This is a genomic window from Pseudescherichia sp. AS216, from assembly GCF_037152055.1.
Classification (GTDB): domain Bacteria; phylum Pseudomonadota; class Gammaproteobacteria; order Enterobacterales; family Enterobacteriaceae; genus Pseudescherichia.
In genome coordinates, this window is sequence record NZ_JBBCMV010000004.1 from 410,969 (window position 1) to 426,534 (window position 15,566).

General features: G+C 57.4%; 15 protein-coding genes. 8 read left to right on the forward strand and 7 right to left on the reverse strand.

The window, feature by feature from the left end; genetic code table 11:
* Positions 1-25 precede the first annotated feature (25 nt).
* Together WFN61_RS14805 and sad are read right to left on the reverse strand one after the other, a co-directional pair.
* Entirely contained in the window at positions 26-1,615 is a 1,590-nt protein-coding gene (locus tag WFN61_RS14805) for a methyl-accepting chemotaxis protein (protein ID WP_312274108.1), read from the reverse strand.
* Positions 1,616-1,743: 128 nt separating this feature from the next.
* Positions 1,744-3,132 (reverse strand): succinate-semialdehyde dehydrogenase, encoded by a 1,389-nt coding sequence (gene sad, locus WFN61_RS14810; protein ID WP_312282264.1) that lies wholly within the window; start codon positions 3,130-3,132, stop codon positions 1,744-1,746.
* A 105-nt stretch (positions 3,133-3,237) separates the two neighbouring features.
* Between sad and ptrR the strand changes: the two genes are divergently transcribed.
* Both ptrR and WFN61_RS14820 read left to right on the forward strand, forming a co-directional pair.
* Complete coding sequence (gene ptrR / locus WFN61_RS14815; protein WP_312282263.1) at positions 3,238-4,107, forward strand: putrescine utilization regulator PtrR; 870 nt, start codon at positions 3,238-3,240, stop codon at positions 4,105-4,107.
* An 89-nt stretch (positions 4,108-4,196) separates the two neighbouring features.
* Complete coding sequence (locus WFN61_RS14820; RefSeq protein ID WP_312235341.1) at positions 4,197-5,141, forward strand: L-lactate dehydrogenase; 945 nt, start codon at positions 4,197-4,199, stop codon at positions 5,139-5,141.
* A 16-nt stretch (positions 5,142-5,157) separates the two neighbouring features.
* On the opposite strand, the gene WFN61_RS14825 is transcribed toward WFN61_RS14820, so the two are convergent.
* A complete protein-coding gene (locus tag WFN61_RS14825) occupies positions 5,158-6,525 on the reverse strand; it encodes a PTS transporter subunit EIIC (RefSeq protein ID WP_222890488.1) in 1,368 nt (455 codons plus the stop codon).
* A gap of 270 nt (positions 6,526-6,795) precedes the next feature.
* On the opposite strand from WFN61_RS14825, the gene WFN61_RS14830 reads away from it, so the two are divergent.
* Entirely contained in the window at positions 6,796-7,995 is a 1,200-nt protein-coding gene (locus WFN61_RS14830) for an enolase C-terminal domain-like protein (protein ID WP_312282261.1), read from the forward strand.
* Here the strand turns inward: WFN61_RS14830 and WFN61_RS14835 are convergent.
* Positions 7,992-8,705 (reverse strand): GntR family transcriptional regulator, encoded by a 714-nt coding sequence (locus WFN61_RS14835; protein WP_144815921.1) that lies wholly within the window; start codon positions 8,703-8,705, stop codon positions 7,992-7,994. The genes WFN61_RS14830 and WFN61_RS14835 overlap by 4 nt on opposite strands.
* 140 nt (positions 8,706-8,845) lie before the next feature.
* Here WFN61_RS14835 and WFN61_RS14840 point away from each other — a divergent pair, with 140 nt between their 5' ends.
* Positions 8,846-10,054, forward strand: a complete 1,209-nt coding sequence (locus WFN61_RS14840; RefSeq protein ID WP_312178293.1) for a sugar transporter — start codon at positions 8,846-8,848, stop codon at positions 10,052-10,054.
* 2 nt (positions 10,055-10,056) lie between these two features.
* Here WFN61_RS14840 and WFN61_RS14845 read toward each other — a convergent pair whose 3' ends face one another.
* The gene (locus WFN61_RS14845; protein ID WP_312178294.1) at positions 10,057-10,725 is read right to left on the reverse strand and encodes a MarC family NAAT transporter; all 669 of its coding nucleotides are present in this window, start codon (positions 10,723-10,725) and stop codon (positions 10,057-10,059) included.
* 241 nt (positions 10,726-10,966) lie between these two features.
* On the opposite strand from WFN61_RS14845, the gene marR reads away from it, so the two are divergent.
* Genes marR through marB form a run of 3 tightly spaced genes read left to right on the forward strand, consistent with a single transcriptional unit; the run spans position 10,967 to position 12,036 of the window.
* Complete coding sequence (gene marR / locus WFN61_RS14850; protein ID WP_042395082.1) at positions 10,967-11,401, forward strand: multiple antibiotic resistance transcriptional regulator MarR; 435 nt, start codon at positions 10,967-10,969, stop codon at positions 11,399-11,401.
* Between the two features lie 17 nt (positions 11,402-11,418).
* Complete coding sequence (marA, locus tag WFN61_RS14855) at positions 11,419-11,802, forward strand: MDR efflux pump AcrAB transcriptional activator MarA (RefSeq protein ID WP_144816048.1); 384 nt, start codon at positions 11,419-11,421, stop codon at positions 11,800-11,802.
* A gap of 30 nt (positions 11,803-11,832) precedes the next feature.
* Positions 11,833-12,036, forward strand: coding sequence for a multiple antibiotic resistance protein MarB (gene marB, locus WFN61_RS14860; protein WP_144815926.1), 204 nt, complete (start codon positions 11,833-11,835; stop codon positions 12,034-12,036).
* 43 nt (positions 12,037-12,079) lie between these two features.
* On the opposite strand, the gene eamA is transcribed toward marB, so the two are convergent.
* Positions 12,080-12,976, reverse strand: coding sequence for an O-acetylserine/cysteine exporter (eamA, locus tag WFN61_RS14865; protein WP_144815928.1), 897 nt, complete (start codon positions 12,974-12,976; stop codon positions 12,080-12,082).
* A 191-nt stretch (positions 12,977-13,167) separates the two neighbouring features.
* Between eamA and ydeE the strand changes: the two genes are divergently transcribed.
* Positions 13,168-14,364 (forward strand): efflux MFS transporter YdeE, encoded by a 1,197-nt coding sequence (gene ydeE / locus WFN61_RS14870; protein WP_312178295.1) that lies wholly within the window; start codon positions 13,168-13,170, stop codon positions 14,362-14,364.
* 33 nt (positions 14,365-14,397) lie between these two features.
* On the opposite strand, the gene WFN61_RS14875 is transcribed toward ydeE, so the two are convergent.
* Entirely contained in the window at positions 14,398-15,501 is a 1,104-nt protein-coding gene (locus WFN61_RS14875) for a cobalamin-independent methionine synthase II family protein (protein WP_337038891.1), read from the reverse strand.
* Positions 15,502-15,566: the final 65 nt, after the last annotated feature.

Here is a 15,566-nt window from a genome sequence, read left to right on the forward strand (position 1 = left end):
GTATATCAGAGCCACGCGGCGAGCGTCAGGCTGGAAGTCGAAAACGCGTTACCGCCTGCATAAGCTGTCGGGAGTCATCGTGCAGCTGCTGTGACGCCTCGGCGGCGGTGCTCACCAGCTCGCCGGTGCGACGGGCGACCTGGTTCAGTCCGTGCAGCTGGCGCGTCATCTGATGAATGTTCTCTCCCTGGTTTAGCGTCGCCTGAGAGATATCATTCAGCAGGCCGCTGAGATGCCCCACCAGGCCGGTGACCTGCTGAAGATTGTTCTCCAGTCGGTTCACCGCCTGCGAGCCCGCCTCTATCCCCTGTAGCGAGTGCTGGATCAGGGTCTGGATCGTCTGCGTCGAGTGGCTGCTTTTGCGCGCCAGCAGTCCGACCTCTTTTGCCACCACGGCAAAGCCACGGCCATGGTTCCCCGCGTGGGCCGCCTCGATGGCCGCGTTAAGGGCCAGGATATTAGTCTGGAACGCTACGTTATCGATCAGCGCCACGATACCCCGCATCTCATCGGAGCGGGCCACAATCGCCTGCATAGATTCATTGACGGTATCCATCATTCTGTCGCCCCCGGCGGCGGCCTGGCGGGCTTCGTCGGCGCGCTGGCTGGCGAGTTTCGCATAGCCGGTATTGCCCTCAACGTGAGACTCGAGCTCGGCAATGTTGGCCGTTACCTCGTCCAGCTCTTTTGCCTGGCGAGCCGACTGTTGATAGAGCTTTTGGTTACCCTGCGCCAGGCTATCGATATTGCTCACCATCGAGGCGGTGGCGTCGCTGACCTGCGTCACCAGCTGCTGGAGCCCCCGCTGCATGGCCTCAATGCTGACGCTGAGCTGACCGATCTCCCGGTTAAAACAGGTCACCGGCGGCGGTGATACAGAGAGATCGCCTGCCGCCAGCAGATTAATATGGGTAATGAGCCGTTTGAGCGGGGCGATCACCCAGCGCGACATGCCAAACCAGACGGCGATGGCGATGATCAGCAACAGGGCTGGCCCCAGAATAAACAGGTATTGCAGATTGGCCAGGCGGGACATCAGCGTCTGCCTGCCCTCCTCTGCGCGCGCATCGCTGGCCGCACGGAAGCGGGCAAAGTTATCGTTGAAGTCGGCCTGAAAAGCCTGCGCCGGGACGGCAAAGAAGGCATCGATGGACTGCGTGCGGGTCAACGCATCCGCCTGCTCTTTAATCGCGCCGTAGAAAAGCTGGTAGCTGTTTATCAGCCCCTCGTCTTCGGGTGGATTAAGCGCCCGCCACGCCTGCCAGCTCTTTTGCGACGTCGCCAGCGCCTGCTGGGCCTCGTCCATCAGGCTATGCCAGCTGCCCTCGGAGCCGGTGGCCTGATCCTGCATAAAATAGACCCCCGCGCGGTTAAGCAGATCGCTGGCCGCCAGCAGGGCCACCCGCGCTTCATCAACCCTGGCTTGTTGCAGAAGCGCCTGCTGATTGAGTCGCTCATGATGCTGGGCGTCGTGGAGGGAGCGGGAGAGGAGAAGCGATGAGGAGATCTGAAGCGCAGAGAACAAGCCGATAATACACAATATCCCTGCCAGCAAGCCAAACTGCCGTGGCGTATTCCGGCGAAATACAGATGGAAAAATTTTAGTTAAGTTCATGATATTCTTCTGTAACTATTCTGCTGTAACCACACACTGCGCGTGAGTCTACGAAACAAAAATGACAGAACCATGACAATGCGGCACCACTGAATAAACAGTGGTGCCGCGTGGATTAACGATGACGCTTACAGACGATCTTTCCACACCGTCTGCACGTTGCAGAACTCACGCAGGCCGAAGTGGGACAGCTCGCGACCAAAGCCGCTCTTCTTCACGCCGCCGAACGCCACGCGGGCATCGCTGGCGCTATAGCCGTTGATAAACACCCCGCCGCACTCCAGACGCGCCGCCAGGGCGTTCGCCCGCGCTTCGTCCGCGCTGAAGACGGTGGCGGAGAGACCGAAGTCGCTGTCGTTAGCGAGCTGTAAGGCGTGCTCTGCGTCTTGCGCGACGGTAATGGTCGCCACCGGGCCAAACAGCTCCTGACGGAACGCGGTCATCTCAGAGGTGACGCCGGTCAGCACCGTTGCCGGATAGTAGTTGCCCTCCCCGCTGATTTTCTCCCCGCCAAGACGCAGCGTCGCGCCTTCGTTCAGGGTTGCCTCAACCTGAGCATGCAGCTCGTCGCGCAGATCGTAACGCGCCATTGGCCCAAGGTAGTTCTCTTCAACGTCCGGCGCGCCCAGCTTCAGCGCCGCGGCGGCGGCGACAAATTTTTCGGTAAAGGCGTCTGCCACGCCCGCCTCGACGATAAAGCGTTTCGCCGCGGCGCAGACCTGTCCGGTATTCTGGTAACGACCGGCAACCGCCGCTTTAACGGCCAGATCGAGCGAGGCGTCGTTCAGCACGATAAAGGGATCGGATCCGCCCAGCTCGAGCACGCATTTTTTCAGCGCCGCACCCGCCTGAGCACCGATGGCCGCCCCGGCACGCACGCTGCCGGTGACGGTCACGGCGGCAATGCGCGGATCGTTAATCGCCTGGCTTACGCCGTCATTGGTGGCATTCACCCAGCCAAAGACGCCCGTCGGAATACCCGCCTCACGAAAAATATCGCCCAGCAGTTCGGCACAGCCCAGCACGTTCGGGGCATGTTTCAGTAGATAGCTGTTGCCCGCCAGCAGGATCGGCACCGCACCGCGCAGCACCTGCCAGACCGGGAAGTTCCACGGCATCACCGCCAGGATAGCCCCCAGCGGACGGTACTCAATCACCGCCTGGTTATTCTCGACCTGGGTCGGCTCGCTCGCCAGCATCGCCGGACCGTGCTCGGCGTACCAGTCGCAGAGGTTGGCGGATTTCGCCACTTCAGCTCGGGCTTGCAGAATAGGTTTACCCATCTCAGCGCTAATCAGCTGGGCCATCTTTTCGCCGTGCTGCCGCAGAACGGCCCCAACGTTACGCAGCCCCTGGGCGCGCTGCGCTACGCTCTGCGCCCGCCACTGCTGGAACCCCTGCTGCGCGGCGGCCAGAGAGGAGTCGACCTCTGCCGAGGTTGCCCACGGACGTGCCGAGAGCTGTTTTCCCGTTGCCGGATTGATGGATAGCGCGTGGGTTACTGATGAAATCGTCATTATTTGTCTCTCTACTTAAACAGGGAACTTGCTTTATCCTGGCCTACTCTGCTATTTCTGAAAAATGAATAATATTAACTTACCCATTCACAAATCGAGAACAGCATGGATTTAACCCAGCTTGAGATGTTTAACGCCGTGGCGCAGACTGGCAGCATTACCCAAGCCGCACAGCGGGTGCATCGGGTTCCGTCGAACCTGACAACGCGTATCCGCCAGCTTGAGGCGGATTTGGGGGTGGATCTCTTTATCCGCGAAAATCAGCGGCTACGTCTCTCTCCCGCCGGGCATAGCTTTTTACGCTACAGCCAGCAGATCCTTGATCTGGTGGATGAGGCGCGCAGCGTGGTCGCGGGTGACGAACCGCAGGGACTGTTTTCGCTCGGCTCGCTGGAGAGCACGGCCGCCGTGCGTATTCCTCCTACCCTGGCCGACTTCAACCAGCGCTATCCTCGCATCCAGTTTGATCTTGCCACCGGCCCGTCGGGGACCATGATTGACGGCGTGGTGGAGGGTCGGCTCAGCGCAGCGTTCGTTGACGGCCCCTTGATGCACCCAGGGCTGGAGGGGATCCCGGTCTACCGGGAGGAGATGATGATCGTCGCCCCAGGCGGGCATGTGGCTATCAGCGACGCTACGCAGGTTAACGGCGCAAGCATTTACGCTTTTCGCGCTAACTGCTCCTACCGCCGTCATTTTGAGAGCTGGTTTAAGGCAGCCGGAGCCACGCCCGGCAAAATTCATGAGATGGAGTCCTACCACGGCATGCTGGCCTGTGTGGTTGCCGGGGCCGGGCTGGCACTGATGCCGCGCAGCATGCTGGAGAGTATGCCTGGCCATCATCAGGTTTCCGCCTGGCCGCTGGCCGAGGAGTGGCGCTGGCTGACCACCTGGCTAGTGTGGCGTAGGGACGCAAAGAGCCGCCCGCTGGAGGCGTTTATCGCTCTGCTGCAAGAGCGACCGCAGACGTCATAGGATAATACAATAGATGTTTCAGGATGTTGCGTCGTTGACCCGCAAGGGATATTTTTAAGCAGTCGCCATTAACGGTTAACGGAAAAAGAATGAATACCAAAGCCCGTAAGGTCATGATTATTGGTACCGGCAACGTCGGTGCGTCGGCTGCCTACGCCCTGCTCAATCAGAACATTGCCGAAGAGCTGATTCTGGTCGATCTCAACCGCGATCGCGTCGAGGGACACGCCCAGGATCTGGCAGATGCAGCAGCCTATATGCCAGGGATGATGACTATCTCTACCCGTGACGTCAGCGAGTGCGCGGATGTCGATATCGCGGTGATCACCGTCTCCGGCGGGCCGCTCCAGCCTGGCCAGACCCGGCTGGACGAACTGACCAATACGGCCAAAATCGTCAAAAAGATCGTGCCACAGATGATGGCGAACGGCTTCAACGGCATTTTTCTGATCGCCACCAACCCGTGTGACATTATCACCTGGCAGGTATGGAAACTCTCTGGCCTGCCGCGTAATCAGGTGATTGGGACCGGCGTATGGCTGGATACGACCCGTCTGCGCCGCTCTCTCGCCCAATCGCTGGATATTGGCGCACAGAGTATCGATGCCTTTATCCTTGGTGAGCATGGCGATACTCAGTTTCCGGTCTGGTCTCACTCTTCGGTGTACGGTTCACCCATCGCCGAAGTCTACCGGCGCAAGACCGGTGAAGCGTTAGATCGTGAGCGTCTGGCGGAGCAGGTTCGCCGTCAGGGTTTTGATATCTACGCCCGTAAAGGCTGCACCGAGTACGGCATTGCCGGGACTATCGCCGAGATCTGCCGCAATATCTTCACCGGCAGCCACCGGGCGTTAGCCATCTCCTGCGTACTTGACGGAGAGTATGGCGCGAACAATATCGCCATCGGCGTGCCGGCGGTGCTGGCCCAGAACGGCGTCCAGCAGATTATCGAATTGCAGCTGGCCGAGGATGAGCAGGCGAAGTTCCAACACTCGGCAAGCGTCATTGCCGCAAACATCGCCCGCCTGCCTTAATCGTTGTCGATTGTCGTTAGTCTGCCGCACCACGACGCACTAACAGCAGCGTCAGGCTAAACGACATTACCAGCGAGATCAGCACGCCGGAGATAGCATATGGGAACCACGGGCCGATGTAGGCTGGCAGGCTGAATATGCTGGAAAGAATGTAGCCAAACAGCCGCACACCAAAGAAAGCGATAAACGCCGACGCCACGCTGCTGGCAATCGTCGCGGCAATAAACGCACGCTTCTCTTTAGTCAGTACGCCAAACAGTGCCGGTTCAGTGATGCCCAGCAGCGCAGATATGGCCGCAGACAGCGTCACGGTGCGATCGTCGCGATGACGATTCTGGAACCAGATAGCAAAGGTTGCGCCAGCAATGGCCATGTTTGCCATGCACATCATCGGCATCAGCATGTCGTAGCCGTGTTCGCTGAAGTTTTGCAGGGCAATAGGCGTCATCGCATGGTGCATGCCGGTGAGGATCGCCACCGGACGGATCGCGCCCACGATTAACCCTGCCAGCACCGATGAGGTGTCAAACAGGCCCTGAATGCACCACGCCAGACCTTTACCCAGCCAGATGCCTACCGGACCAATCACCACTAACGCCACCAGCGCGGTGATAAACAGTGTCAGCGTCGGCGTAAACACCGTTCTCAGCACCTCCGGCATGACGCGATCCACCGCACGATGGATATAGCTCAGCGCCAGCACCGAGAAGATGACCGGAATGACGCTGGAGGCGTAGTTGAATATCGACACCGGCAGCACCCCGGCAAACCAGTACGCCTGCACCGCCCCCGGCGCACCGCTCGACAGCTGCTTAGCCGCCTCAATCAGGGAGGGATACATCAGGCACGCCACCACGGCTGCCGCTAAATATTCGTTGGTTTTAAACATTTTGGCGGCGGATACCGCAAGGAAAAACGGCAGGAACCAGAACACGCCGCTGGCGATCATATCGATCACCATCACGGTGTCGCTTTTCGCTGACAGCAGATTCATGGCAATGAAACCGGCCAGCAAGCCTTTGATCATCCCTGCACCCGCGATAGCCGGTACGATGGGGCCAAACACGCCGGACACCGTGTCCATAAACAGCGAAATTAAGCCTTTTTTGGCTTTGCCAGGCGCTTCGCCGGTTGGCTCAGCGGTTACCTCGCCGCCGATCTGTTGATACCACTGATTCACCTGCGGGCCGATAATCACCTGATACTGCTCGCTTTGCAGCTGTGCGCCCAGCACGCCAGGTAGCTGGGTCACGGCCTGTTGATTGATCTTCCCCTCATCCACCAGATCGAAGCGCAGACGGGTCATGCAGTGCCAGACTTTATTGATATTTTCTCGACCGCCAACGCCTTGAATTAGCGCGTTGATGATGGCTGGATTACTCATTTGCTGGCTCCTTATCTGCCTTGATGACGGCATGTTCAATGCTGAAGAAGTCTACGACAAGGCGGCAGCGATAAACAGACCAATAAAAAGTGATAATGCTCACATAACCCTTACAGAGAGGTGCTGGGAGCAGCAATAAGGTAGAATTGGTCTGGTTTTTTTATCAATTACCAACCCTGCACGGACCAAAATAAAGTGCTGGAAATCGGTAAATAAGAGCAGGAATAATAGTCCCCGCAATCTGCTTTCAGTCAGCCGTCAGGAGCGACCATGACACCCACTTTAATCACCAACGTTGAATGTTTCATCACCCGCCCCGATCGCCACAACCTGGTGCTGGTCAAAATCACTACCGATAAGAGTATCGTTGGTTATGGCTGCGCCACGTTTCAGCAGCGGCCGCTGGCGGTCAAAACCATGGTGGATGAGTACCTGAAACCGCTGCTGATGGGGCGCGATGGCAACCACATCGAAGATCTGTGGCAGATGATGCAGGTAAACGCCTACTGGCGAAATGGTCCGGTGATGAACAACGCTATCGCGGGCGTGGATATGGCGCTGTGGGATATCAAAGGCCAGCTGGCGGGCATGCCGCTCTACCAGCTGTTCGGGGGGAAATCGAAGGACGCGATTGCGGTTTACAGTCATGCTGCCGGTGAAAGCATGGATGAACTCTATCCGCAGGTAGACGCTCTGCTCTCACAAGGTTATCGCTATATTCGCTGCCAGCTCGGTTTTTACGGCGGCACGCCGCAGGATCTGCATGCTACACGCGAACCCACGGCGGGCGCCTATTACGATCAGGACGAATACATGGCGAATACTATCGCTATGTTTAAAGCCCTGCGCGAGAAGTACGGCCACCGTTTTCATATTCTACATGACGTGCATGAGCGGCTTTTTCCGCAGCAGGCGATTCAGCTGGCGAAGGCGCTGGAGCCTTATCAGCCCTGGTTTTTGGAAGATATCGTGTCACCGCAGCAGAGCGGTTGGTTAGCGCAGATCCGGGCGCACAGCAGCGTGCCGCTGGCGATGGGCGAGCTATTTAACAACCCGGCCGAGTGGCACGATTTGATCGTTAACCGGCGGATCGATTTTATTCGCTGCCATGTGTCGCAAATCGGCGGCATTACCCCAGCGCTCAAGCTGGCGGTGCTGTGCCAGGCCTTTGGCGTGCGGCTGGCGTGGCACGGGCCGCCGGATATGACCCCCGTCGGCGTGGCGGTGAATACCCATCTTAATATTCACCTGCATAACGCGGCGATTCAGGAGTTCATTCCGCCGCAGGCGAATACCCTGGCGGTGTTCCCCAACGCACCGCAGGCGGAGGGCGGGTATATGTATCCGCTCGATCGTCCGGGCATGGGTATACAGGTTGATGAAGCGGCGCTGGCGCGTTTCCCGCTGGTCTATCGTCCACACGAATGGACGCAAAGCCGCCTGCCCAACGGGGCGATGCACACGCCTTAACTGCCGCTGCGAAAGCGCAGGTTGTCGGCATTGAACGGCGTAACGTAGGTACATTCGTAATGAATGTCGATCACCTCGCTTAAGATCCACACCTCGCTGCCGGAAAGTATGCCGCGATTGGTGATTTTCATGGCAGGCGTGCCGCGTTTGCAGCCCAGCAGCGCGGCCTGGGCTTTATCCACCGCCACCGCCTGATAGTGGGTGAGGAAGTGGGACAGCGTCAGGCCTTTGCCGATCGCATAACGTTGCAGTGAGCTTTCAATTGCCTGCTGATTGAGGTCAGGAAAGCGCGCCAGCGGCAGGCTGGAGGTTTCAATCTGCGTGCAGCGATCGTCCACGTAGCGCAGGCGGCAGAAGTACCATAGCCACTCATTTTCCCCGATGCCAAATACCTGCTGCTGCTCCTTGCTGGGCAGCCGTTTATGCAGGCTGAGCAGGCGATAGCGCATTTGGTCAAAGCGTTTTTCGGTGATGGAGTTATAAACCAGCGGATTGCTGCGTGCGTTTTCGCTGACGTAAATACCCGAGCCCTGCACGATACGAATAATGCCGATGCTGACCAGCTTTTTTAAGGCTTCCCGCACGGTGTAGCGCGAAACGCCATACTCTTCGGCGAGTTCGCGCTCGGCGGGTAATTTATGTAACGGCTCGCTGGCCGTCTGGAAGATCTTGCTAAGCAGATCCTGAGTAATAAATTCCCGTTTTTTCATGGTGTCCATCAAGGTTAGGGAAAAACGCGTGCTTACTACGGGTTTAAAATGAGATCTAAATCACAAAATGGTTGTGTTTTCGCCAGTGAACGTTTTAAGATCGCCCCATCTTTTCCCCTCGTCAACACTACTATAACCTTATGACAACGAACACTGTTTCACGCAAAGTTGCGTGGCTGCGCGTCGTGACGTTGGCCGTTGCGGCCTTCATCTTCAATACCACTGAATTTGTTCCTGTTGGACTGCTCTCTGACATCGCCGATAGCTTCGGCATGCAAACCCCGGAAGTGGGCATTATGCTCACTATCTATGCCTGGGTTGTGGCGCTGCTGTCGCTGCCGTTTATGCTGCTCACCAGCCAGGTAGAGCGGCGCAAGCTGCTGATCGTACTGTTTGTGCTGTTTATTGCCAGCCACGTGCTCTCCTTCCTGGCGTGGAACTTTACCGTGCTGGTCGTAAGCCGGATTGGCATTGCCTTCGCGCATGCTATTTTCTGGTCGATCACCGCCTCGCTCGCCATTCGCGTGGCACCGCCGGGCAAGCGCGCCCAGGCGCTTAGCCTGCTGGCCACCGGCACGGCGCTGGCGATGGTGCTCGGGCTGCCGATAGGCCGGATCGTCGGTCAGTACTTCGGCTGGCGCACTACCTTCTTTATCATTGGCGTTGGGGCGCTGATCACCCTGCTCTGCCTGGCGAAGCTGCTGCCGAAGCTGCCAAGCGAACACTCCGGCTCGCTGAAAAGCCTGCCGCAGCTGGTTCGTCGCCCGGCGCTGATGAGCATCTACCTGCTGACGGTAGTGGTGGTAACCGCGCACTACACCGCCTATAGCTATATCGAGCCGTTTGTGCAGCACGTGGCGGGACTGAGCGCCAGCTTCGCTACCGTCCTGCTGCTGATTCTTGGCGGCGCAGGGATCATCGGCAGCATCCTGTTTGGCAAGCTGGGCAACCTGCATGCGTCGACGCTGGTGAGCGGTGCCATTGCTGTCCTGACCCTCTCGCTGGTGCTGATGCTCCCCGCCTCGCACAGCACAACGTACCTCGCCGTGCTCGGCGTATTCTGGGGCATTGCGATTATGATCATCGGCCTCGGTATGCAGGTGAAGGTTCTGTCGCTGGCGCCGGACGCCACTGACGTGGCGATGTCGCTCTTCTCAGGCATCTTTAACCTCGGCATTGGCGCGGGCGCGCTGGTGGGTAACCAGGTGAGCCTGCACTGGTCGATGGCGAACGTGGGTTACGTGGGCGCAGTTCCCGCGCTGGCGGCGCTGGTGTGGTCGGTGGTGATATTCCGCCGCTGGCCCACGGTGTTGGAAGAGCATACTGAGCTTGAAGAGCAGACCCAATAAGTTTATGCGGGGTAGCTGGAGATAATCTCCAGCACCCCGTTAATAATAAACTGCACCCCCATGCAGACCAGCAGAAAGCCCATCAGCCGGGAGATGGCCTCAATACCGCTTTTACCCACCAGCCGCATCACCGCGCCTGAACTGCGCAGACACCCCCAAAGGATCACCGACACAAGCAGGAAAATCAGCGGCGGCGCAGCCAGGATCACCCAATCCGGAAAGGTAGAGCTGTGACGCAGGGTGGAAGCCGAGCTGATGATCATCGCGATGGTTCCCGGCCCGGCGGTGCTGGGCATCGCCAGAGGCACGAACGCGATATTGGCGTCGGGCTCCTCTATCAGCTCCGCCGTTTTGCTCTTCGCCTCCGGCGACTCATGCGCTTTCTGCTGGGGAAAGAGCATCCGGAAGCCGATAAAGGCGACGATCAGTCCCCCGGCGATCCGCAGCCCCGGAATCGAGATACCGAAGGTATTCATCACCACCTGCCCGGCATACCAGGCAACCATCATAATGGCAAATACGTAGACCGACGCCATCAGCGACTGACGGTTACGTTCGGCAGCATTCATATTGCCCGCCAGGCCAAGAAATAGCGCGACGGTGGTTAATGGGTTTGCCAGCGGCAGCAACACCACTAGCCCTAATCCAATTGCTCTGAACAGATCCTGCATAAGGTGCACTCCGTGAAGCGGATAGTTGACGACTATTATATGCGCAAAGCCCCTGCGCGTGCAGAGGACAATACGCTAAGCCAATGTATAACTTACAGTTATTAATTTATTAGTTATTGCTAAAAAATTGGTACGTGAAACGTTTTAGCAAATTGTGGCATAAGCTAATGCATTCAGTTGACTTATAGTTGCCCCGGCAATAATATCTGCCGTGACTAATCTACTTGCCGGGGCAACCATCGTGAAAAGCACCAGTGACTTGTTCAACGAAATCATCCCACTGGGCCGCTTGATCCACATGGTCAACCAGAAAAAAGATCGCTTATTAAACGATTACCTTTCGCCGCTGGATATCACGGCGACGCAGTTTAAGGTGCTCTGCTCTATCCGCTGCGCGACCTGCATCACGCCGGTGGAGCTAAAAAAAGTGCTGTCTGTCGATCTCGGGGCGCTTACCCGCATGCTGGATCGACTGGTGTGCAAAGGCTGGATTGAGCGCCAGCCTAATCCGCATGACAAGCGCGGCGTGCTGATCCAGCTTACCGCTGACGGCGCAGCGCTTTGTGAGCAAGGCCATAAATTAGTGGGGCAAGACCTGCATCAGGAACTAACAAAAAACTTAACGGCAGATGAAGTGGCAACCCTTGAGTACTTGCTCAAGAAAATACTGCCGTAAACAGAAGAGGTATAATGATGTCCAGACGCAATAATGACGCCATTACTATTCATAGCATATTGGACTGGATCGAGGATAACCTGGAGTCACCGCTGTCGCTGGAGAAAGTCTCCGAGCGTTCGGGTTATTCTAAATGGCACCTGCAACGGATGTTTAAGAAAGAGACCGGGCACTCATTAGGTCACTATATCCGCAGCCGCAAGCTTACTGAAATCGCACAGAAGCTTAAGCAGAGCAACGAGCCGATTCTCTACCTGGCAGAGCGCTACGGCTTTGAGTCACAGCAGACGTTGACCCGAACCTTTAAAAACTATTTCGACGTGCCGCCGCATAAGTATCGCATGACCAATATGCACGGCGAGACCCGTTATCTGCTGCCGTTAAACCATTACAACTGTTAATCGCCTGTATTTAGACGTATCGAGGAAATCATGAAGTTTACCGTCTCCGCCGCCCTTACCCTGCTGGCGCTGTTTTCTGGCTATAGCAATGCGGAGCAGCAGCACCCTGGCGAACAAAACCAGCGCGACGCGATGATTATGCCTTCCGCCCATGACCAGTCACCGTTTGACTTAAACCATATGGGTTCCGGAAGTGATAAATCCGACGAGTTAGGCGTGCCCTATTACAACTAAGCACGGCTAATACGTTCTTGCCCCGCCCTGTGCGGGGCTTTTTTTACCGTGCGGCGACCGACGGCCTCAGACGAAAGCCAAAGATATTGATATACAATCCAGCCATGATCAGCGCAGCGCCGAGTAGCTGCAGACCATTCAGCGTCTCATCCAGTAACAGAGCGGCGCTGGCCATGCCTACCACCGGCACCAGCAGCGAGAGCGGCGCCACGCGCCAGGTTTCGTAACGCCCGAGCAGCGTTCCCCAGATCCCGTAGCCAATGATGGTGGCGACAAACGCCAGGTAGATCAGCGAGAGCACGGTGGTGATATCAATCTGCACCAGACTTTGCACCATCAGCGCCGGGCCATCGAAGATCAGCGAGGCGACCAAGAAGGGCACCACCGGGATCAGCGCGCTCCAGACCACCAGCGACATCACCGCCGGGCGTGATGAATGCTGCATGATCTTTTTGTTGAAGATATTCCCGCAGGCCCAGCTGAAGGCGGCCGCCAGAGTGAGCATAAAGCCCAGCACGGTCACGTTCTGACCGCTGAGGCTGGATTCCGCCAGCACCAGCACGCCAAACACCGCCAGCGTAATTCCCAGCACCTGCTTCAGCTGAAGCCGCTCGCCGAAGGTAGCCGCGCCGAGAAGGATGGTAAAGAATGCCTGCGCCTGCAAGACCAGCGAGGCCAGTCCGGTGGGCATGCCAAACTTAATCGCGCTAAACAGAAAGGCAAACTGACCAAAGCTGATGGTCAGGCCGTAGCCCAGCAGCAGACGCAGCGGCACCTTTGGCCGGGCGACAAACAGCAGCGCCGGAAAGGCCACCAGCACAAAACGCAGACCTGCCAACATTAGGGGGGGCATATTGTGCAGCCCGACCTTAATGACGACAAAATTAAGTCCCCACACTACTACTACCAGCAATGCCAGCAGTCCGTCTTTCCGCGTCATACCTGCCCCTGAAGTTTAAGCTTTTGTAAAAATGTTACGTTAACGTAAAAATATGTCTAGAGACAGATCACAATATTCGGTAGGTCAACGTGTGCGATGCGAGAAATGTGGTCGCTATACAGTGCGCGTTTAGCGTGGTATTGCTGATAGTGAACGCAAAAAATAGAAAACAATGCACTGTCGGATACAACATGATCACATCTCAGCAACGCTCCATCATCGCACTGCTCGCCTCATCACTGCTGTTAACCATCGGTCGCGGCGCTACGCTGCCGTTTATGACCATCTACCTCAACAGCCAATACGGTATGGCGGTTGATCGGGTCGGGTTGGCCATGACCGTGGCCATGACCGTCGGCGTCTTCTTTAGCCTCGGCTTCGGCATTCTTGCCGATAAGTTTGATAAGAAGCGCTACATGCTCATTGCCATCACCATCTTCGTGCTCAGTTTTATCGGCATTCCCCTGAGTCATAATGCGGTGCTGGTGGTGATCTTCTTCTCCATTATCAACTGCGCCTACTCGGTCTTCGCCACCGTTGTCAAAGCCTACTTCTCCGATACGCTGGCGCCAGCGGCGAAGTCAAAAGTGTTCTCGCTTAACTACTCGTTTCTCAATATCGGCTGGACGATTGGCCCGCCGCTGGGCACCCTGCTGGTGATGCAGAGCAGCCAGCTGCCTTTCTGGCTGGCGGCGGCGTGCGCTGCCTTCCCGCTGGTGTTTATTCAGCTCTGGGTTCAGCGCGTCATGGTAAAAAGCGAAGAGGAAACCCTCCAGCCCTGGTCACCGTCGCTTTTGCTTCATGATAAAGCCCTGCTGTGGTTTACCCTCTCCGGCGTGCTGGCCTCGTTCGTCAGCGGCTCCTTTGCCTCCTGTATTTCGCAGTACGTCATGGCGGTAGCCGATAACGCCTTTGCGCAGAAGGTGGTGGCGCTGGTCCTGCCGGTGAATGCGGTTATCGTGGTCATGTTCCAGTACGTGATTGGCCGCACGCTGCGAGCCAACAATATCCGCCCGATGATGGCCGTCGGCACGCTCTGCTTTGTCCTTGGCCTGCTGGGCTTTATGATCTCTGGCAGCCAGCTCTGGCTGTGGGGGCTGTCAGCCGCCGTGTTCACTATTGGGGAGATCATTTATGCTCCGGGCGAGTACATGCTGATCGACCATATCGCCCCGCCGGGTATGAAGGCGAGCTATTTCTCAGCTCAGGCCCTCGGCTGGCTTGGCGCAGCAATGAACCCGCTGGCCACCGGCATTATTCTGACTACTCTACCGGGCTGGACGCTGTTTGCCATTTTGGCAGCAACGATTGTTTTCGCCTGGCTGATGATGCTGCGCGGAATGCAGATCAGGCCGTGGGACAGCGGACTCAGTGCGGCAAAAGCATAAAAAAAGGGGCAGGAAATCTGCCCCTCTTAACGATTACCAGACCTGTTCGGCAATGCGCGTCACCAGGCGGACCTTGTCCCACTGCTGGGCTTCGGTCAGGCTGTTGCCCTCTTCCGTAGAGGCGAAGCCGCACTGCGGGCTGAGGCAGATCTGATTGATATCCACATACTGCGCCGCTTCCTTGATGCGTGCCTCAATTCCTTTCGGGTTTTCCAGCTCGCCATTTTTCGTGGTAATCAGCCCCAACACCACCTGCTGCTTACCGGGGCGGATAAAGCGCAGCGGAGCGAAGTCGCCGGAGCGATCGTTGTCATACTCCAGGAAGAAGGCGTCGACATTGACCTGGCCGAAGAGCACCTCAGCCACCGGCTCGTAGCCGCCTTCGGAGATCCAGGTTGAGCGGAAGTTACCGCGGCATACGTGCAGACCGATAGTTAAATCCTCCGGCTTGCCCTCCAGCGCCTTGTTCAGTACCCGGGCGTAGATGCGTGCCAGTTCATCAGGATCTTCACCGCGCTCGCGGACCTGACGGCGCTGATCGTCTGAGCAGAGGTAAGCCCAGACCGTGTCGTCAAGCTGCAGGTAACGGCAGCCTGCTTCATAGAATGCGTGAATTGCGTCGCGCCATGTGGTCGCCAGATCGTCAAAGTAGGCGTCCAGCTCCGGGTAGACGGTGCTGTCGATATCTTTCCGGCCACCGCGGAAGTGCAGCACGCTCGGGCTGGGGATCGTCATCTTCGGCTGGGCGCTGCCGCTAATGCTCTGCAGGAAGCGGAAGTCTTCCAGCATCGGATGATCGCCGAAGCCCAGCTTGCCGGTCACACGCACGCCGTGGGCTTTGGTCTGGACACCGTTGAACTGAATACCCGCCTCAGAATCGTAACGCTCTACGCCCTGCAGGCCATCAAAGAAGTCAAAGTGCCACCAGGCGCGACGGAATTCGCCGTCGGTGACCACGTGCAGACCGCAGGCGCACTGCTGCTCAACTACCTCACGGATCGCGCTGTCTTCAACTGCCCGCAGCTGGCCAGCATCGATTTCACCCGCGGCAAACTGAATACGTGCCTGCTTAATTGCGTCGGGACGCAGAAAACTGCCGACAACATCGGCGCGAAACGGGGAGTGGTGACGCTGCATGGTGATCTCCTTGCCGTCGGGCAATGATAACCCGACGTGATAGTTCATGATTTAAACAATTTAGC